Source organism: Halomonas sp. 3A7M (assembly GCF_014897875.1).
Lineage (GTDB): Bacteria > Pseudomonadota > Gammaproteobacteria > Pseudomonadales > Halomonadaceae > Vreelandella.
On the sequence record NZ_JABUZD010000145.1, the window covers coordinates 34,021 to 53,264 of the forward strand.

General features: G+C 54.7%; 17 protein-coding genes. 12 read left to right on the forward strand and 5 right to left on the reverse strand.

Features of this window, described 5'->3' with window-relative positions:
• Window positions 1–127: 127 nt before the first annotated feature.
• From INT19_RS12515 to INT19_RS12530, 4 genes are all read left to right on the forward strand, one after another.
• A complete protein-coding gene (locus tag INT19_RS12515) occupies window positions 128–1,291 on the forward strand; it encodes an MFS transporter (RefSeq protein ID WP_193060991.1) in 1,164 nt (387 codons plus the stop codon).
• 259 nt (window positions 1,292–1,550) lie between these two features.
• Window positions 1,551–1,769 carry a DUF1656 domain-containing protein gene (locus INT19_RS12520; protein ID WP_193060992.1) on the forward strand — a complete coding sequence of 73 codons (219 nt, stop codon included), beginning with the start codon at window positions 1,551–1,553 and terminating at the stop codon, window positions 1,767–1,769.
• The gene (locus tag INT19_RS12525) at window positions 1,769–2,641 is read left to right on the forward strand and encodes an efflux RND transporter periplasmic adaptor subunit (RefSeq protein ID WP_193060993.1); all 873 of its coding nucleotides are present in this window, start codon (window positions 1,769–1,771) and stop codon (window positions 2,639–2,641) included. Before INT19_RS12520 ends, INT19_RS12525 begins: the two co-directional genes overlap by 1 nt.
• Before the next feature lie 3 nt (window positions 2,642–2,644).
• On the forward strand, window positions 2,645–4,720 hold the full coding sequence (locus tag INT19_RS12530) for an FUSC family protein (protein ID WP_193060994.1): 2,076 nt from the start codon (window positions 2,645–2,647) through the stop codon (window positions 4,718–4,720).
• Window positions 4,721–4,764: 44 nt separating this feature from the next.
• On the opposite strand, the gene INT19_RS12535 is transcribed toward INT19_RS12530, so the two are convergent.
• Window positions 4,765–5,703 carry a LysR substrate-binding domain-containing protein gene (locus INT19_RS12535; RefSeq protein ID WP_193060995.1) on the reverse strand — a complete coding sequence of 313 codons (939 nt, stop codon included), beginning with the start codon at window positions 5,701–5,703 and terminating at the stop codon, window positions 4,765–4,767.
• A 139-nt stretch (window positions 5,704–5,842) separates the two neighbouring features.
• Here INT19_RS12535 and INT19_RS12540 point away from each other — a divergent pair, with 139 nt between their 5' ends.
• A complete protein-coding gene (locus INT19_RS12540) occupies window positions 5,843–6,235 on the forward strand; it encodes a RidA family protein (protein ID WP_193060996.1) in 393 nt (130 codons plus the stop codon).
• Window positions 6,236–6,678: 443 nt separating this feature from the next.
• Here the strand turns inward: INT19_RS12540 and INT19_RS12545 are convergent, their stop codons facing one another.
• Window positions 6,679–7,875, reverse strand: a complete 1,197-nt coding sequence (locus INT19_RS12545) for an MFS transporter (protein WP_226924612.1) — start codon at window positions 7,873–7,875, stop codon at window positions 6,679–6,681.
• A 344-nt stretch (window positions 7,876–8,219) separates the two neighbouring features.
• On the reverse strand, window positions 8,220–9,248 hold the full coding sequence (locus INT19_RS12550; protein ID WP_193060998.1) for an SO_0444 family Cu/Zn efflux transporter: 1,029 nt from the start codon (window positions 9,246–9,248) through the stop codon (window positions 8,220–8,222).
• Window positions 9,249–9,321: 73 nt separating this feature from the next.
• Here INT19_RS12550 and INT19_RS12555 point away from each other — a divergent pair, with 73 nt between their 5' ends.
• Window positions 9,322–9,765 (forward strand): MerR family transcriptional regulator, encoded by a 444-nt coding sequence (locus tag INT19_RS12555; RefSeq protein WP_125745891.1) that lies wholly within the window; start codon window positions 9,322–9,324, stop codon window positions 9,763–9,765.
• Window positions 9,766–9,816: 51 nt separating this feature from the next.
• Entirely contained in the window at window positions 9,817–10,344 is a 528-nt protein-coding gene (locus tag INT19_RS12560; protein WP_193060999.1) for a hypothetical protein, read from the forward strand.
• Between the two features lie 64 nt (window positions 10,345–10,408).
• Here INT19_RS12560 and INT19_RS12565 read toward each other — a convergent pair whose 3' ends face one another.
• Entirely contained in the window at window positions 10,409–11,932 is a 1,524-nt protein-coding gene (locus INT19_RS12565; RefSeq protein ID WP_193061000.1) for an MFS transporter, read from the reverse strand.
• 180 nt (window positions 11,933–12,112) lie between these two features.
• Here INT19_RS12565 and INT19_RS12570 point away from each other — a divergent pair, with 180 nt between their 5' ends.
• Together INT19_RS12570 and INT19_RS12575 are read left to right on the forward strand one after the other, a co-directional pair.
• Window positions 12,113–12,748: a TetR/AcrR family transcriptional regulator gene (locus tag INT19_RS12570; protein WP_193061001.1), complete on the forward strand. Its 636-nt coding sequence runs from the start codon at window positions 12,113–12,115 to the stop codon at window positions 12,746–12,748.
• Window positions 12,749–12,775: 27 nt separating this feature from the next.
• Window positions 12,776–13,957, forward strand: coding sequence for an AAA family ATPase (locus tag INT19_RS12575; protein WP_193061002.1), 1,182 nt, complete (start codon window positions 12,776–12,778; stop codon window positions 13,955–13,957).
• 59 nt (window positions 13,958–14,016) lie between these two features.
• Here INT19_RS12575 and INT19_RS12580 read toward each other — a convergent pair whose 3' ends face one another.
• Window positions 14,017–15,201 (reverse strand): S-(hydroxymethyl)glutathione dehydrogenase/class III alcohol dehydrogenase, encoded by a 1,185-nt coding sequence (locus INT19_RS12580; protein ID WP_193061003.1) that lies wholly within the window; start codon window positions 15,199–15,201, stop codon window positions 14,017–14,019.
• 97 nt (window positions 15,202–15,298) lie between these two features.
• On the opposite strand from INT19_RS12580, the gene hisI reads away from it, so the two are divergent.
• The 3 genes from hisI (at window position 15,299) to INT19_RS12595 (ending at window position 19,239) form a co-directional block, all read left to right on the forward strand.
• Window positions 15,299–15,730, forward strand: a complete 432-nt coding sequence (gene hisI / locus INT19_RS12585; RefSeq protein ID WP_442311338.1) for a phosphoribosyl-AMP cyclohydrolase — start codon at window positions 15,299–15,301, stop codon at window positions 15,728–15,730.
• A gap of 120 nt (window positions 15,731–15,850) precedes the next feature.
• Entirely contained in the window at window positions 15,851–17,872 is a 2,022-nt protein-coding gene (gene thrS / locus INT19_RS12590; protein WP_193061004.1) for a threonine--tRNA ligase, read from the forward strand.
• A complete protein-coding gene (locus INT19_RS12595) occupies window positions 17,869–19,239 on the forward strand; it encodes a dihydroorotase (protein WP_193061005.1) in 1,371 nt (456 codons plus the stop codon). Before thrS ends, INT19_RS12595 begins: the two co-directional genes overlap by 4 nt.
• Window positions 19,240–19,244 lie beyond the last annotated feature (5 nt).

Below are 19,244 nucleotides of genomic sequence, written 5' to 3' on the forward strand. Positions count from 1 at the left end.
ATAGCTTAGTATTTTTAGTAATAGCATAAACAGTTAAATTGTACCCCTCTTAAAGCCTCTCCAGAATAGCCCTTCGCTGGCAGAACGCCCGGTGATTTTTCGATCCTTAATTAACATGGAGAGCGTGATGGCTGACCAATCTCGTCTAGCGGTATATCTAGTGGCACTGGGTGCGTTTGCGCTTGGGATGGCCTCTTATGTAACGGCAGGGCTCATTCCACTCATTGAAGATGCCTTTAGTGTCTCTGCTGCCACGGCTGCTCAGTTAGTCACGGCATTTACCTTAGCCTATGGCTTAGGCTCGCCTGTCGTTGTTGCCCTTCTGCCCGGTCATCATCAACGTGTGGGCTTACTACTGGCGCTAGCCGTGTTTATTGTGGCCAATATCGCCAGCGCCCTGGCCAGCAGCTTTATATCCCTCGCCATATGGCGTGCGGTCGCTAGCGTTGGCGCAGGGGTTTATCTTGCGATGGGCATTGCCGCCTCAGCCGCCATCACGACTGAAGCCCGCCGCGGTAAAGCGATTGCTATCATTATGGGCGGCATGGCGAGTGGCACGGTGTTAGGGGTGCCTTTCAGCCTGTTGCTGGCGGAACGTTTAGGCTGGGAATCAGCGATGTGGCTTATTTCAGCACTCGGCATCATCGCCTATGCTGGGCTTCACGCCAAACTGCCTTTACTACCCTCCCTACCGTCACTGCCGCTTGCCCGCAAGCTGGCTATTTTGAAAGCCCCGCATGCCATGGCCATTCTGGCGGTTTCCTTATTGGGCGCCGTTGCCAGTTTGGGTATGTATACCTTTATCGCCCCTTTTATGACGGCTACCGAGTCAGGCGCTGTTCGGTCGATTACCGGTTATTTATGGGTATGGGGGATTGGCGGCGTCGTGGGCAGTTTTCTGATTGGGCCTCTGGTGGACAGATTTATCGGCCCTGTGATTACCCTGGCGATTATGTTGCTGCTCTCTTTAGCGCTCATTGCTCTGCCTGTCACGGCGTCGGTTCACCCACTGCTGACGTTACTACCTATTGCGCTTTGGGGTGCTGTGGGCTGGGCGCTGCAAGTGCCACAAAACAACGAGCTGATTCGTACGCGCCAACCTCACGGCGACGGTAATCTGGCGGTTGCACTTAATGAATCAGCGCTCTATTTAGGCAGTGCCATTGGTGCAGCGAGCGGAGGCATTATCTTGACCCTCCAGCTTCCCGTTTCGACACTAGCGATGGGGGCAGGGGTTGTCGCCGCGGTAGGTGCGGCAACACAGCTAGTCATCATACTCACCAAGCGCTAGCTCAGTTCGTATACGCCAAGTGGCTTGAAAAGAGTGGCTTGAAGAGAGTGGCATGAAGAGTGCCGCTTGGCGGTTGTGTATAGATCGGCCTCATGCTTAACACCTAAACTGCGCGTATTGCGATAAAGCAAGATTAGCTTACGCTTTCTATACTGCTGGTTATTGGCAGCGTCAGCAGTGGTCGCAAAACTACTGACCCTCCGAGAGTAAACTTACTCATATTGTTTCTATTATTGTTCTCCAGCTATTCAAGGATATTATGGGTCTTCAGGAAATCGCTTTCGGTGGCATCCTTCTTAGCCCACTGCTGATCTATGCCCTATTGGGCTTCATCGTCACGCTGGTGACCCGCACGCTGCTTCACTGGGTGTTGGGGCAGCATACGTTGTGGTACGCAGCGTGGTTCGACCTGTCGCTCTTCGTCATCCTTACGGCTGGCATTACCTGTGTATTTACTATCCTGCTCGGGGGTTCTTGATGCGCCATTCGCTCCGATTGCTACTCACTCTGGCTATTGTCGCACTTGCGATTGCCGCCGGTACCTGGCTATGGCGTTACTATCTTTATACTCCCTGGACCCGCGACGCTCGCATTCATGCAGAGGTCGTCACAATTGCGCCTGATGTATCGGGTTGGGTGCATACGCTCAATGTCACCGATACCGATTACGTTAACCAGGGCGACGTACTGTTTGAGATTGATGACACACGCTATCAAACGGCAGTCGACAGAGCCCAGGCCACGGTTGAACACCGTCAAGCAACGCTCGAACTCAGCCGCGCAGAAGAGAGCCGGCGTAACCAACTGCGTAGCAGTCGTGCGATTAGCGCAGAAGACCAGCAGGTTGCCCAAATCAACTCACGTATTGCTGCCGCCGATCTCAATCAATCCCAGGCCGACCTCATCAGTGCCCAGCTTGATTTAGAACGAACACAAGTAACGGCGCCAGTCAGCGGCCATGTACTTAACGTGCAATTTGTCGCGGGTAACTACGTAAATCGTGGCACCTCGGTAATGGCACTGATCGCCGCCAACTCTTATTACGTGGTTGGCTATTTCGAAGAGACCAAAATGGCGTCGATCAATGTAGGCGATCCGGTCGAGATCATTCTAATGAACGGCGCCCCCCAGCTGGATGGCCGGGTGGCGGGTATTGGCCGAGGTATTGCCGATAGCAACACGACCCTCAACCAGCAACTGCTACCGCAGGTGGCACCAACGTTTAACTGGGTGCGCTTGGCTCAGCGTATCCCAGTACGCATTTCGTTAGACAACGTCCCTGACGACACGCTGCTTAGCGTCGGTATGACAGCAACGGTACGCGTCCACGCTGCCGAACAGCCTGAGTGATCCATGTCGCCGTTTGTTAATACCTACCTGACGCCCAATGCCACAGCGGTCAAGTTCGCTATCAAAACCACCTTGGCTATGATGCTGGCACTCTATGTGGCTCTCTGGTTCGACCTGGAAAGACCTTACTGGGCACTAATGTCGGCTGCTTTTCTCCAGGTTCGACCGATGAGTGGCATGGTGATTGAAAAAGGCATTTGCCAGCTTACCGGCACTGTTATCGGTGCCGTTGCAGGTATCGTGATAATGGCGCTGTTCGTCCAAGCGCGCATACCCGCACTGATCGTATTGACGGCCTGGATTATGCTGTGCACTTATGTCGGTTCATTGTGGCGTAACAACTACACTTACGGCTGCCTGATGGCTGCCGTCACCGCGATGCTGATCGTGGTGATTTCCAGCGGTAGCACACCAGCGGGTATTTTCGATATCGCCATGGCCCGGCTTTCCGAACTGGGGCTAGGCGCAGTCTGCGCGATGCTGGTCAGCTCACTACTCTGGCCATCTCATGTGGGTACGCACCTTGCCACCCAGGCCGACAGCGTCATCAACGAAGCCTTCGAGCATGCCGCCCTGCGTTTGGAAGCCAGCAACGATATTCCAGCGATGCAGAAAGCCCTGCGGAGTAGCCTAGAGCCATTAACACTACTGGAAACCGATAGCCAAGCGGCCCGTTTTGAGGGTCCTGTCGGCCCCGGCCGAGTGCGCGCTACCCACGTGCTAACGCGGCGTACGCTGCGTTTTTTCGCCAACCTCCAAGCGCTCCACCAACTGATGTACGACCACGCCGATCGGCTCGACCCACAAAGTATCGAACTTGCATGCCGGGTCGCTCAGGGCTTTCGTGAGGCAGAACACGTTAAGGGGGTCGCTAAAGCAAGAAAAGCACTCCAGGTGCTACGCCATCAGGTTCATGAAAGTGACCAGGAGAACAGCATCGCCCCACTCGACCAGCGCCTTCGCTTGGGGCTTCGCGAATCGATTGGCCATGCGCTGGTGATGCTCGATGCCCGCGAGGCAATTGCTTCACCGGGGCGCCATAAACTACGCTCATCGCCGCTAGCTTGGCACCGTGACCACCTTGCCGCCAGTATTAACGCCATACGCTCGGGGTTGCTGTTTGCGCTACTGGCAACCTTCTGGATTGTTACCGCTTGGAATAGCGCCATGATCGCTATGATGCTGGGCACGTTGTTCTCAGCCTTCTTCGCCAGCCGCGAAAATCCCGTAGCTATCACGATGATGTTTTACAAAGGCATGTTGGCGGCGATTCCCAGCGCCTTTCTGTTCGGCCATGTACTGCTCTCCCAAGCCAATGGTTTTCCGATGCTAGCGATGCTGTTTGGCACGCCACTATTTTTAGGCTTACTGGGAGCTACTAACCCGGCCACTATGGGGTACTGCTTAGCCTTTGCTATTTTCAACATTCTGCTGACCATGCCTGGCAACGGCATGGATTTCTCCTTCGATAGCTTCGCCAACCGGGTGGTGGCCGTGGTGATTGGGCTAACCTGCGTCGTTATGGCTTTTCGCCTACTGCCAGGGCCAGGTGCACGACTTAGACGGCGGCGTCTGATTAAGGCAATTTCCCAGGATATCGATGGGCTACGCCGACGTTCGATTCGAGATGCTGAAACCCGCTTCAGCGGCCATATGGCCGACCGACTACTGCAGCTCGCTCAGCACGACGATATGCTCCCCGAGGACCAACGCCATCTGTTTATTTTAGGCCTGACAGGGCTCGACTTGGGCACTGCGATGTTGCGCCTGCGTGACCGTCTTGACGATGCACCGCATCCGTTAATCCGCCAAACGCACCAAGACCTACTGCAGACGCTGGCCAACGGTTTTGCAGAGAGTGCCAACGGGCGGCTGCCCCAAGGTATTCGCGAAGCCGGTCAGCAGTTGGAAGCGGCGATTGAGACCTACGGCGACATTCCCGCCGACCGCCTCGTGCTCATGAAAGGCTTGGTTGAACGACTCGAACTGGCCTTAGAGCGTCTTGCGCGCATTATGGCGGAGCGGCCAAAGATTAAGTCTATGCATAAAGCCCCGAGCGCTCCCATGCTAAAAAAATAAGTGTCCTCTCATGGAATTACCAGAGTAAAGCGCGAGTGAACTAGCTACTTGTATCGCTGTTGCTCCCGTCGATCAATCATGGGCGCATGCTGAGCCATCAACTCCACGACCCAATCGATAAACACGCGCAGCTTGGCGCTTACATGCCGATTCGGTGGGAAAGCGACGTACATCGGCATTGGATCGAGATACCAACCATCAAATAGGCGAACCAGCTCCCCGCGAGATACGGGTTCCCTGGCCATGTAGTCAGGAAGCCACACTACGCCGAGCCCTGCTAGGCCTGCCGCAAGACCGGCATTACCGTCGTCGACCGAAATCACATAGCGCCCTTGTACGGTGACGCGCCCCCCGTTGAGGTACATGGCGTAGGGTGAATCCACCCCGGCACGGGCCCATCGGAGCCCTACAATGTAGTGAGGCGGAGCTGAGAGTTCTTGCGGGTGCAAAGGCAAACCAGCACTTTCCAGATAGCTCGGCGCTGCGTAAACGCCGATCTGAAGGTCGCCTACGCGGCGCGCCACTAATGATAAATCCGTGAGTTCTCCGCCGCGCACCACACAGTCCACGCTTTCACCTATCAGATCCACCATGCGATCACTCGCCCCCATATCGATTTGAATATCGGGATATTGAGCGTGGAAAGCAGGCAACGCTGGAATCAAGATCATGCGCGCGAAAGGGCTGGGCACGTCCACCCTTAGTCGGCCGCGAGGCAACACCGAGGCGTTGGACAGGCTGGTTTCAGCATCATCCATATCGGCTAATAGCTTTATAACGCGCTCGTAATAGGCGGCACCGTCAGCCGTAACGTTAACCTTACGTGTGGTGCGGTTGAGCAGCTTTACACGCAGTCGCGCCTCTAGCTGCTGCACCAGTTGCGTCACGCTGGTCTTGCTCATGTGGAGCGTCTCGGCTGCCTTGGTAAAGCTGCCCGTTTCCACTACTCGGGCAAATGCCTGCATGGCGTTAAAGCGATCCATGGCTATATCATCCCCCGTGATTGTTTGAAAATTACAAATAATGTTGAACAGCATTCGCCGTTTATCCACCAAAGATGGGGATTTAAAGTGACGTCATCGTAAACAACGGGTCGGTTTCGACCTACTGAAGGAGATTCACATGGCTAAGCGTGACGTTATTTTCCCCTCCGGCCGCCAGGCGCTTTATGACCAAAACACCTATTCCGCCGCCGTTCGTTCTGGCGACTTTCTGTTTGTGTCGGGCCAAGTCGGCAGTCGTGAAGACGGCTCTCCCGAGCCAGATTTTGCCGCCCAGGTGCAGCTTGCTTTCGACAACCTACAGAGAGTACTGGAAGCAGCGGGCGCAAGCTTCGAGGACATCGTTGATGTGACAAGCTTCCATACTGATCCGGAAACTCAGTTTGCCACGGTAATGGAAGCAAAGGCGCGCGCGTTCCCGGAGAAACCCTACCCGAACTGGACGGCGGTTGGTGTGACATGGCTGGCGGGGTTCGATTTTGAAATCAAAGTCATTACAAAATTACCTGAATAAGCAGGAATACTTCTCATAGGACTATGCGCTGCTAAGTAGCGGCGCTTCTAGTGGCGGCCTCGATAGACTCCTGGAAGCGCAGAACGTCGCGAGGACTTGATGGAGGCACTAACACCGCTTTCCCACCGCGCCACCAGCGGCCTCTTGGTTGATAGTGCACGGCCTTGCCGAGCCGGAATGGCTGATCGCTTTCGAGGCCGAGGCGGTACTGCCAGGATACACCCCAGACAGCTAAATGATCGCAGCACGTTTAGTAGCAACTCTGGAAAGCGACGAGGCTTGCAACTCTATCGCTCTGAATAAAGAGTTGGCGAGACCGTTATCCTAGGCCAGGGGTGGCTGGACGAACCGCCCTGGCAGTGGTTGGATTAAACTGAGTGCCAACGAACCGAGAGCACTAGCGTTTTATCTTTTCTATTGAGATTGTCGAGAATCTCCTTGCCCTAACTAAAACGTAGCTGCTGGGGCGCTTTAGATTGATCAAAACGGAGGCTCATCACTATCAGTCCAATAAAAATCACCCCAAGCATCAGCCATGCCTGCTCAAACCCTCCCAGCAAGTCTTTTATCAATCCCGCCGCGATAGGTGCTAAAGAGGCAATGAGATAGCCGATGCCCTGTACCCAAGCAGTCAGCTGGCCAGCGAGCACGGGCTCGTCTGAGTGATCCATCGTGATAATCAAACTTAACGGAAAGAGGCCACCAATTCCCAACCCCAGTAGCGTGATTGCTAGCCAAGCCATTGCTTCAGGCACCAGCCCAAGCAGCAAGAAACCCGCCACCGATAACAGAAGTACCAGCAGTAACACCGGGCGGCGGTCTTTCATTTGTTGAGCCAAGATAGGAAACGTTAGGCCAGCTATCACCTCAATGGCCGTTAGCCAACTAAGCGCCAGCCCCGCTTGCGTTTCAGACCAACCTAAATGGATAAAGGTGGGAGGAATCCAAGCCAGAAGGCAGGTATAACCCGCCGTGCCTAAACCAAAGAAAATCGCCAACGACCAAAACCGAGGCTGCCGAGCCATCGCTGAAAAAGCAATGCTAACGCTGCTGTTTTGACAAGGGGCTGGCAGTATCCGCCCGCGCCTCACCCAGCTAATGAGTCCTGCAAGTGCTAAAAGCCCCCATAACGCCAAGGCGTTCTGCCAGCCAATATAACCACTCATTACAGGAGTAATGGCAGCGGCGAGAGCTGCGCCACCCATAATAGAGGCAATGTAGAACCCCATCACCATGGGAGTTTTCTCGCCTGCCGCCTGTTTTATCACCGCGGGCAGTGCGGCCTGGATAAACGCTATGCCAATGCCGGCACCCAGCGCTGCTACCCATAAGCCTGTATACCCGAAGCCAAACCAATGCAACGCATCCGATAAAGCAATCGACGCAAGCGCCAGGGTAATCACGCTATTAAAACCGACTCGTTTTACGAGCAATGCGCTAACAAAACACCCTAGCCCCATCGCTAGTACCGGCAACGTGGTTAAAAGCGATAACTGTGTAAATGAAAGACTTATATCGTGACGGATTGCCTCAACCAGCGGCCCAATAGCCGCCATGGATGGCCGCAGGTTGAGCCCAATCAGAATGATCAGCAGGATCGTTCTTACCAACGGTATTGATCTCGAATTGCTATTGCGCATACCCACTGCCCACCCTTTATCGGCCATTGCTAAATAAGAATCGGCACTTACTGTAAAACCTCTAGTTAACTTGAGGTCAAGAGAAATAATGGTTACTGAGACATTTCCGGAATAAAGGGAGAAAGAGGAAAGAGGAAAGAGGAAAGAGGAAAGAGGAAAGAGGAAAGTAGCAGCATTGGCTACGCTTCCAAAAGAGCCATTTGCATGCCTATAAAACTGGCACCCAAATGGCTCTATTTATGGTCGACGCCTCCTAGCACAAGTGCATTTCTAAAGTTAACGACTGGTATGAACTAGCTCTGTTTATATTAAATTTTCCAAAACACTTATTAGTGGTTAGCGACCTAAAACCCCAACAACCGCTTACGCATAGGACGAATTGAGAACAGTACTAATGCGCCTAAAGCCAACCACTCGACCGATGCAGGTAGCAGCTCCTGAACTTGGTTGGCCTGCTGAACCGGGTCCCACCCAGTCATCGCCAGCCCTTGATCGAACACCCAGCCAATCAGCACCGTCACCAGCAGAATGCTCACCAGATAAACCGCCAACGCTTGGTTGCCAAATTCACGCCGCAAAATGGCCAGCGTTGCTAGGCTCGTCACAGGGCCAGCCAATAGGAAAACTAACGCCATCCCCGGTGAAATACCCGCCAATAGCAAGCCAGCGGCAACCGGTGTAGCTGCAGTCGCACAGATATATAAAGGAATACCGATGACCGCCATAAGGATTAGCGCCAACAAGCCACCCGAAAAACCTACCAGGGTTTCTGGCGGCACAAAGGTAACCAGCACCCCCGCCAACAATAAACCGGCAAACATCCAACTACTGATGTCATCCAATAAATCACTAAAGGCATACTTTAATCCTGCGATCACCCCTGTCGACTCAGTGGCATGTGCGTGAGCATGGCCATCATCAGTCCCTTTTGATGCACAGCAGCTGCTAACAGGAGTGCTTTTCGGCAGCGCTGATTGGCCAGTAAAGCCCACTAAAATGCCCGTCACTATCGCCGTTACCAAGGCTCCCAACACTCGCGCCAGAGCCATTAATGGGCCCAAGAGCACACTGGTGATGAGCATTGAATCTACCCCAACGCCGGGTGTACTAATCAGGAAGGACGTGGTTGGCCCACGGCCCGCCCCACCCCGATGCAACGCCAGCGCGGTGGGAATCGCCCCGCAGGAACACAGTGGCAACGGCATACCAATCACCGCTGCGCGTAAAATGCTGCCCAGCCCACGCCCCCCCATCCAACGCTGTAATAGATGTTCTGGCATTAACGCCTTAATTAATCCCGCAATCACCAGCCCCAGCAGCAGCCAAGGCGCGGCGCTTAACGCAATACTCAACAGCTCATTGATCAAACTCATCGTCGGTTACCTGCTTGTTAGTCAAGAGAATAACGACTAGCCTAAACCCTGTAATCGTTACAGGGTCAAGCTTATGAAACGCTACTATCGTATCGGGGAAGTTGCCAGCCGAACCGGATGCTCGCCGGAAAGCATTCGCCATTATGAAAAGCTGGGATTACTGGCGCCGCCACAGCGGGGAGAGCAAGGCTACCGGTCTTATGATCAGGCGGCATTAGAACGCATTGGCTTTATCCGCCATGGCCGTAGTCTGGGGTTAGATCTGCACAGTATCCAGGAGTTGTTAGCACTTTCCGACAACCCCGACACCGACTGCACCGCCGCCGATAATATTGCCAGCCGTCATCTAGCACACTTAGAAGAACGCATCGCTGCCTTACAAGCACTGGCGGGGGAACTGCGCCAAGTGGTGCATCAATGCCGAGGCGGCAAGGCGGCTAACTGTCAGATCATTCAAACGCTGTATGACCACCAACCCACCTGCACCGAGCGGGGATGCGGAGAAGTGACGGCGTAAAGGCTGCCCCCTGCAATATCGCAGTTCAGTATCGTAACAAAGGAACACCGCATGATTGAGACAAGGGAACAACTCGACGCTATTAAAAAGTCATGCTATTCGATGGTGACCAAAAGCGCAGGGATCTCGGCAGGCACCGCCATTATTCCCATACCTGGGCTGGATATCGGCTCAGACGTGGCCATCTTGATGCGCATAATTCCCAAGATTAATGCCCAGTTTGGTTTATCGCCTGAACAAATCGAAAGCCTAGACACTGAAACCAAGCTTTTTGTGATGACCGCCATTTCCAATACGGGAAGCAAGTTAGCCGGAAAATACATCACCAAGACGTTAATCATAACGCTGCTGAACAAGATGGGCGTTAAAGTTGCTGCCAAAGGTGTTTCTAAGTTTGTTCCCTTTATTGGCAGCGCTGTGGCAGGCAGTATTAGTTTTACTGCCATGAAGTACATGGGCAACCGACATATCGAGGATTGCTACAAGATTGCCTTGGCAACTCTGGAAAACAAGCAGCTACCTCCAGTGGCAGAGCCTGCAACCTTTATCCCTGCCGACGACTCCGCTAATTCTCATTAGCGGGTAGCGGTAGTTTCCATCTTGAGACAGCGATTAACACGCCTAGAGGAAGTTACAGTGTCATCTATGGACTGGAACTAGGGCTATATCGTTGGCCTGCATGAAGATTACCCATGAGCAGCAAGCTTAGTACGCCAAAACAGGCGAGCCCTGCCAACAACATTGCCAAATGAAAACCACTTTCCATCGCGCGGGTAAAAAGGTCTTGAAGAGCGATTGAGGTGTTGGGGAATACGTGCTGAGTAATAGCCTCACGCGCAATCTGCTCCACACTACCCACTCCTTGTTCAACTCCTTGTTCAACTCCTCTCTCAACTACGGCAGAAGCAGAGGCAAAAACATGAATTGCCCGCTCACTCATTAATGTACCAAGCAGCGCAATACCAATTGTCATGCCAGCTTGGCGGAGTGCATTCATTGTTGCAGAGGCGGCTCCCGATAGTTCGGCCGATGCCAGGCTCATCACGGCAATGCTAGTGGCAGGAACTGCCAGCCCCACCCCGACACCGAGTAACGCAAACCATCCCCCTACAATCCAGTAAGGTGTTTGTGCCGTGGCCGTTGCCATTAATAGCAAAGCGAGCCCAGCGAAGCCGTATCCTACTGCCGTTAACCGCCGTAGAGGAATCAGCTTATTTAATCTTCCGAATAGCAGAGAAACGCACAGCGTCATGACAAATTGCGGCATCATGCGCCAGCCAGCCTCAACAGGCGACCAATGCTGAATCTGCTGGAGAAAAATCGAGAAAAAGAACAGGCTGCTGTAGTAAGAGAATCCCAATATGAACGAGGCAAAATTCGCCACTAAGAAAGCGCGCTCCTGCAGTAGTGCTATCGGCAGTAAAGGCCGCTCTACTCGACTTTCTACCACCGCGAACAGTACAAAGCTGATCGCGGCGACCATCAAGGCAATGCCCCCCATTGTGATATTTTCGCCTGCCTCAATCATGCCAAACGCCAACGCGCCCAGGGCTACCACACTGAGAACTTGGCCCAACGGATCACGTGCAGCGTGTTCGGGATACTTACGCTCTTTAATGCCGTACATGCCTAGCACAACGACCAATATCCCCAGAGGAAGATTAATCAAAAAAATGCTCTGCCAGCCAAAATGATCCAGCAATAGTCCCCCGCATAACGGCCCCAGGATTAGCGCCAAGGCGTTGGAGGCTGACCAAGCACCGATTACGTGCGAACGCTCCTTTGGATCGGGAAAGGCAGAGGTAAGAATAGGCATAGCACCACAGATCAGGAAAGCGCCCGCAGTTCCCTGGAGAGCCCTACCCACCAGCAACACCGGTAATGACGGCGCCCAGCCGCACAATGCCGAGCCCAGCGTGAACAGGATGACACCACTGAGCCAAGCGCGCTTTTGACCATATCTATCCGCTATTGGACCCGCAGACAACATGAAGCCAGATAGGCAGATCGCATAAGCGTTGACTACCCACTGCAGCCCTACGATATCGGTGCGCAATGCCATCTGCATGGTAGGGAGCGCCACATTGACGATGCTGATATCAAGTGTGGCAATAAAGCTTCCAAGACAAACAGCGCACAATGCGCCGTAGCGGCGAGAAGGCTGCATGACAATTCCTTACGGTGAGATCGAAAATTGCGTGCTCTTTCCTTAAATATACAAACCGACCGACCGTCGGTCAATCAATTATACAGTATCGTTCGCCTATGCTCTGAGCCTTAGCTCGCCTAAACTAGGCCGTATTTTCTAAGGGATGTTGAAGCCAACCAAGAGTTAAAAATCGACATAATGGATCATCAAACAACGAAGCCAACGCCGCAGGCAGCTAAAACGCCCAGAACCAAACCAGCCGAAATTCGCCTAAATGAGCTGATGACTGCCGCCGAAAAGCTCTTCCTGGCCAAAGGCGTTGAAGCCACAACAATCAACGAAATTGTTAAGGAAGCCCAAGTAGCCAAAGGCACGTTCTATCACTACTTCTCATCCAAGAACGACATGCTGGTTGCTTTGGGTGAACGGTACACGGCTGACTTTCTAGCGCGCCTCCAGAAAGCTCTGGACGCCTGCCCAGACCACGATTGGCTGCAGCGATTGAGAACATGGATTGAAGTCAGCGTCGACGTGTATGCACAAACATACCGAACGCACGATATCGTCTACACCAACCATCACCATCATGATCGTTCCAACCAAGCCAGGAACGCCCTTCTTGATCAACTGCTAGACATCATTGAAGGTGGACAATTGGCAGGCACCTGGCGAGTGGAGCAACCAAGGGTAGTGGCCCTACTTATTTATTCAGGGGTGCATGGCGCCACAGACGATATCATTGCAGCCAAGGCTAACGACCGTGCACGCTTTGCACACCAAGTGGCAGATGCTTGTCTGCGTATGCTGCCCCCTCCGGAAAAAACAGCCAGATAAACTTTTTTATCGCGGATCTCAGCGCCTATGATTAACGCCTTTGCCGTATCCAACTATCGCAGTCTGAAAAACGTTGTCTCCCCCCTAACAGGTCTCAATGTGGTTACCGGACCCAATGGGTGTGGAAAATCCAACCTGTATAAATCGCTGCGGCTACTGGCAGAGACGGCCAAAGGTAATCTGATCTCATCGATTGCCCAGGAAGGCGGGCTTGATTACACCTTCTGGGCTGGCCCGGAAAAACTTACCAAAAGCATGAAAGATGGCACTGCGCCCATTGAAGGCTCCGCCAAGAGGAACAACCCCCGCCTTAGGCTGGGTTTTGTGGGTGAAGACTTTGGTTACGCCATTTCGCTGGGAATGCCCGCGCCGCAGGGGTTTGCTGGCTACGGGGACCCTTCCATGTTCCAGTTCGACCCCGAGATAAAGCGCGAGTGTATTTGGGCTGGCGACGTCTGCCGCCCCAGCAGCTGCCTGATCGACCGAGTCGGACCAGTGGTGAAAGTGCGTGTTGGCCGCAAATGGCAGGTTTACGACGCCCATCTCAATAGCTACGAAAGCATTTTGAACGAAATCAGTGACCCAATCGCCGTGCCTGAGGTTCATGCGGTCCGGCAAGCCATTCGTCGTTGGCGCTTCTATGACCAGTTCCGAACCGATTCGCAATCTATTATCCGCACCCCACAGATTGGTACCCGCACCCCGGTGCTGGATCACGATGGCCACAGCCTAGTGGCCGCATTACGAACCATCCACGAGATTGGCGACAGAGAAGCGTTGTACGAGGCGATTGAAGACGCCTTTCCCGGTGCAACCATCAATTTTGCAGCCGACGCCGGTAACCGCTTCCTATTACAATTTCTTCAGGATGGACTGCTGCGCCCCTTAAACCAGTCGGAATTATCCGATGGCACACTGCGCTACCTGCTTTTGGTAGCAGCACTGCTCACCCCCAGGCCACCTTCACTGCTGGTATTAAATGAACCAGAAACCAGTCTACATCCGGATTTGTTACCAGCACTGGGGCGCCTGATTATTCGTGCTTCGCGGGAAACCCAGGTTTGGGTGGTTTCCCACGCGCCACGCTTAGTAGCTACTTTGGAAAAAGATGAGAGTTGTAACTCAATCGCTCTGAATAAAGAATTTGGCGAAACCGTTATCCTAGGCCAGGGATGGTTGGACGAACCACCCTGGCATTGGATGGATTAAATGGACGGATTAAATGAAACAAAGCGACTCGCCATTTCAGGTACGGTCAGCAATAAGCCTCACGCCGGTTGAGGTTTATTAAATGTCTCACCGACCAGCTTGCCCGGTAGGGGCCCTGTCATCGTTTCCTGTGGTTGAAAGTGGATAACCGAGCGAATCGCTTCGCCACGGCGCAACAGATCAAACGCGGTATTGATATTATCGTGGGTCATATTGTGCGTGATGTAGGGATCAACGTCGAAACGCCCTGACAGCCACTCATCGACCATGCCCGGCAGCTCGGAGCGCCCCAGCACACCGCCGAACGCGCTGCCCCGCCAAACCCTACCCGTCACCAGTTGGAAGGGACGTGTCGAAATCTCTTCACCTGCCCCCGCCACGCCGATGATGATGCTTTCTCCCCACCCCTTATGACAGCATTCAAGCGCAGCGCGCATTAAGCGAACGTTGCCAACGGCTTCGAAAGAGAAATCAACGCCACCATTGGTCATCTCGATGATCACCTCGTGTAGCGGCTCGGGATAATCGTTCGGGTCAAGGCACTCCGTCGCGCCCAGTGACAAGGCGAGCGGGAACTTGGCCGGATTAACATCGATGCCGATGATCCGCCCAGCCCCCTGGAGCTTAGCACCTTGAATAACGGCCATACCGACGGCGCCCAACCCAAACACTGCCACCGTATCGCCTGGCTTGACCTTGGCGGTATTCCTTACTGCTCCAATGCCGGTGGGTATCGCACACCCCATCACACTCGCCTTGGCCAGGGGGGCCTCACGGCTGATCTTGGCTACGGCGATTTCGGGCAGCACCGTGTACTCGCTGAAGGTGCTAGTGCCCATATAGTGGTGCAGCATTTTACCTCTATAGGAGAAACGGCTAGTGCCATCCGGCATCAGCCCCTGTCCCTGGGTCTTGCGGATGGTCTGGCAGAGATTGGTCTTACCCGAACGAATATAGGGGCAGTTGGGATCCTCCGGTGTATAGAGCGGAATCACATGGTCGCCGGGTTTTACCGAGGTTACCCCACGCCCAAGCTCCTCGACGATGCCCACCCCCTCATGCCCCAGCACACAAGGAAACAAGCCCTCGGGGTCTTTGCCGGATAGCGTAAACATATCCGTGTGACACAGACTGGTGGTGACAATCCTGACTAAGACTTCGCCCTCTTTCGGGCCCTCCAGATCGATTTCTTCAATTTCTAGTGGCCGATTGGGTTCCCAGGCAATGGCTGCACGTGTCTTCATCATCATCTCCGCAGTTGGATTACGTATTAACGCGCTGGGCTCCCAGCAAGCCTTGCTATTCAAGGCATCAATTATGTTATGTTATAACATAAATAATATGCAATGCGAGTCACTGATGAACATCTGGATGCAGCTAGAAAATGCCGAGCGTGGCGAGCGCCGACCGCTGGCAGCGGTGATCGACGCCATTCCTTGGAACGCCGACGGCTTGATCACGGCCATCGCGCAGCAGCACGACAGCGGCGAGGTCCTGATGCTGGCCTGGATGAGCCGCGAGGCGTTACTCGAAACGCTAGCAACCGGCCAAGTGTGCTACTGGTCACGCTCGCGGCAGGCTCTGTGGCGCAAGGGCGAGAGTTCCGGCCATCGCCAGCGGCTGGTCGAGTCGCGGCTAGACTGCGACGGCGACGCGATACTGCTACGGGTTGATCAGCACGGACCAGCCTGCCACACCGGGCGGCCCAATTGTTTCTACAACGCCATCCGCAACGAAACAGTTGAGGTTATTACCGCACCGTTTAGCCATTGACATCAAAACCGCCTAACAGCCCTTTCTGGCAGCCAAGCTCACGCAACACCGCCTCACATAGAAACAACCGCTAATGTCCCTGCCTGTGCTCATAACATCATTCAATACGAGAACGACGCCATGACCGACACGCCCTTTACCGCTAACGGAGAGCCTCTTACGATCACCCTGCCGGATGAGCGCCAGCTGACGCTAACGCCCCCCACCTGTATCGCCGAGATTGCCGCCACTATTGGCCCTGGTCTGGCCCGTCAGGCAATGGCTGGCCGTGTTAACGGTAAGTTAGTAGATGCCTGCGACCCCATCACAGGTGATGCACGGGTGCAGGTCATCACTCCCAATGACGACGAAGGGCTGGAGATCATCCGCCACTCCTGCGCCCACTTAGTCGGGCATGCCGTTAAGCAGCTTTACCCAAGCGCCGAGATGGTGATTGGGCCAGTCATAGATGACGGCTTCTATTACGACATTGCCTATGAGCGCCCTTTCACACCAGAAGATATGGACGCCATCGAAACACGCATGAAAGCGCTGATCGCCCAAGAGTACGATGTCGTCAAACAACGCGTACCACGAGGCGAAGCCCTGGGTATCTTCCGCGAGCGCGGTGAGAGCTACAAGCAGCGGCTGATCGAAGAAATGCCTGATGAACAGAGCCTCGGGCTCTACTTTCATCAGGAGTACGTGGATATGTGCCGTGGCCCCCACGTCCCCAACACCCGTTTCCTCAAGCACTTCAGACTGACCAAGCTCTCCGGTGCTTACTGGCGAGGCGATGCGCGCAACGCTCAGTTGCAACGCGTTTACGGTACCGCCTGGGCTGACCGGAAAGCGCTTAAGTCCCATCTTAAACGCCTCGAAGAAGCCGAAAAGCGCGACCATCGCCGCTTGGGTCGCCAACTAGGGTTATTCCACTTTCAAGAGGAAGCCCCAGGCGCCGTTTTTTGGCATCCCGATGGCTGGACAGTACTACAGACGCTGATCGCCTATATGCGCCGCCGTCAGCAAAACAGCGGCTATGTCGAGGTCAACACCCCCGATATGATGGACCGCGGTTTGTGGGAGACCTCTGGCCACTGGCAGAACTACCAAGAGCACATGTTCACCACCCAGACGGAGGATGGCCGCTCACTAGCGCTCAAGCCCATGAACTGCCCTGGCAGCGTGCTGCTGTTTCGCCATGGCCTAAAAAGCTATCGTGACCTACCTATCCGTATGGGAGAGTTTGGTAAGGTGCATCGCTACGAACCCTCAGGTGCGCTACATGGCCTTCTGCGAGTGCGCCACTTCACCCAAGATGATGCCCATATTTATTGCACCCCCGAGCAAATGAACGACGAGTGCCGCCAGGTGGTGGCGCTGGTACTCGATATTTACCGCGAGTTCGGCTTTGAAGATGTGCGCCTGAAACTCTCCACTCGGCCAGAGAACCGCATGGGTAGCGAGGCGGTGTGGGATCGCCTTGAAAATGCGCTGACCGCATCCCTGGAAACGATGGGTTTAGATTACCAACTCAACCCTGGCGAAGGCGCTTTCTACGGCCCCAAACTAGAGTTCGTGCTGCGCGATGCCATCGGCCGCGACTGGCAGTGCGGTACTCTGCAGGTGGATATGAACCTACCTGAGCGTTTTGGGCTCGACTACGTCGATGAGCAAGGCCAACGCCAACGTCCAGTGATGCTGCACCGCGCACTTTTCGGCTCATTAGAGCGCTTTCTCGGCATTCTTATCGAGCACCATGCTGGCAAGTTGCCCGCATGGCTGGCACCGCAACAAGCCGTCGTTATGTCGATCACCGAGCCACAGGCAGATTATGCCAACACCTTAGCTGAAACGCTGTGCGGCGCGGAAATTCGTGCCAAGGCCGATGTACGCAATGAAAAGATCGGCTACAAAATCCGCGAACAGACCCTACAGCGAATTCCCTTTTTGCTAATCGTCGGCGGCCGCGAAGCGGCAGAGGGTAAAGTCACCCTGCGCCATCGTGACGGCACTGACCTAGGGACTCTGCCCGTGGATGAGGCGATCACGCTATTAGCAGAACATAGCCGTGCCCCCGACCTTGATGCCCAGCGCCGCGAACAAGCCAGCCGCCTGGAGCGCCTGCGCGCGCCAACACCCGCAGTGGAGACGACCGCATGACCACTCCCGACGACCTAAGCGTACGGATCACCCGCCGCCACGCCGATCTACTGGTGCTCAACGGACAAGTCGTCACGCCTGCAGGCATCGAACGCCTCGATATCGCCTGCTTAGGCGGGCGTATCGTCGCATTAGGGGAGCTACGCGCTAGCTGGACAGCCGATAACACCCTTGAGGCCGTGGGCCTCCACGTGCTGCCTGGCGTTATCGACACCCAAGTACATTTCCGGGAGCCCGGCCAAACCCACAAGGAAACCATAGAGGCTGGCACACGCGGTGCCGTGCTAGGCGGCGTTACCGGGGTCTTCGAGATGCCCAATACAACGCCGCTCACCCTTACGCCAGAAGATTTGCTGGCCAAGCTCGCCCTTGCGCAAGGCCGTTCCTGGTGCGACCACGCCTTTTATATCGGCGGCTCGGCGGTCAATGCCGAATGCTTGGCCGAACTGGAACGGCTACCTGGCTGCGCGGGTGTGAAAGTCTTTATGGGCAGCTCTTTCGGCGACCTGCTGGCCGATGACAACACCGTTTTGCAGCGCATTCTACGCCATGGCCAGCGGCGCATGGCCGTGCATGCCGAAGATGAGGCGCGGCTACGCGCTCGCCGCGCCCTGGTCGAAGCCAGCCGCGATGTGTGCGACCACCCACACTGGCGCGACCCTGAAAGCGCCCTGATGGCGACCAAACGCATTGTGAAGATGGCCAGTGAAATCGGTCGTCGGCTACACGTACTGCATGTATCCAGCGCTGATGAGATGGCCTATCTCGCCCATCACAAGCGCCGCGTGAGCGTCGAGGTCACCCCTCACCACCTAACACTCTGTGCCCCAGAGTGTTACCAACGCCTGGGCAGCCTAGCGCAGATGAATCCACCTGTGCGCGATGACGCCCACCGACAAGCTCTTTGGCAAGCCATTCGCGACGGTGTGGTCGACGTGATCGGTAGCGATCACGCCCCACACACCCGAAATGAAAAAGACAAACCCTACCCAAACTCCCCCAGCGGTATGACCGGCGTACAAACCCTAGTGCCGATCATGCTCGATCATGTCAACAAAGGCCGCCTAAGCCTGCAGCGGCTCACCGACTTGACCAGCGCTGGGCCAGCTCGGCTATTCGGTATTGAAGGGAAAGGACGCATTGCTCTAGGCTATGATGCCGACCTTACGTTGGTCGATCTTAAAACCGAGCGTCTCATCACAAATGAATGGATCGCCAGCGTCAGTCGCTGGACGCCTTACCACGACAAGCCAGTAACCGGCTGGCCGATAGCGACCGTGATACGCGGCCAAGCCGTCGTTCGTGATGGAACGCTGATGAGTAGCCCCCAAGGGCAACCCATCAAATTTTTAGAAGTTCCCTTATAGGCGAC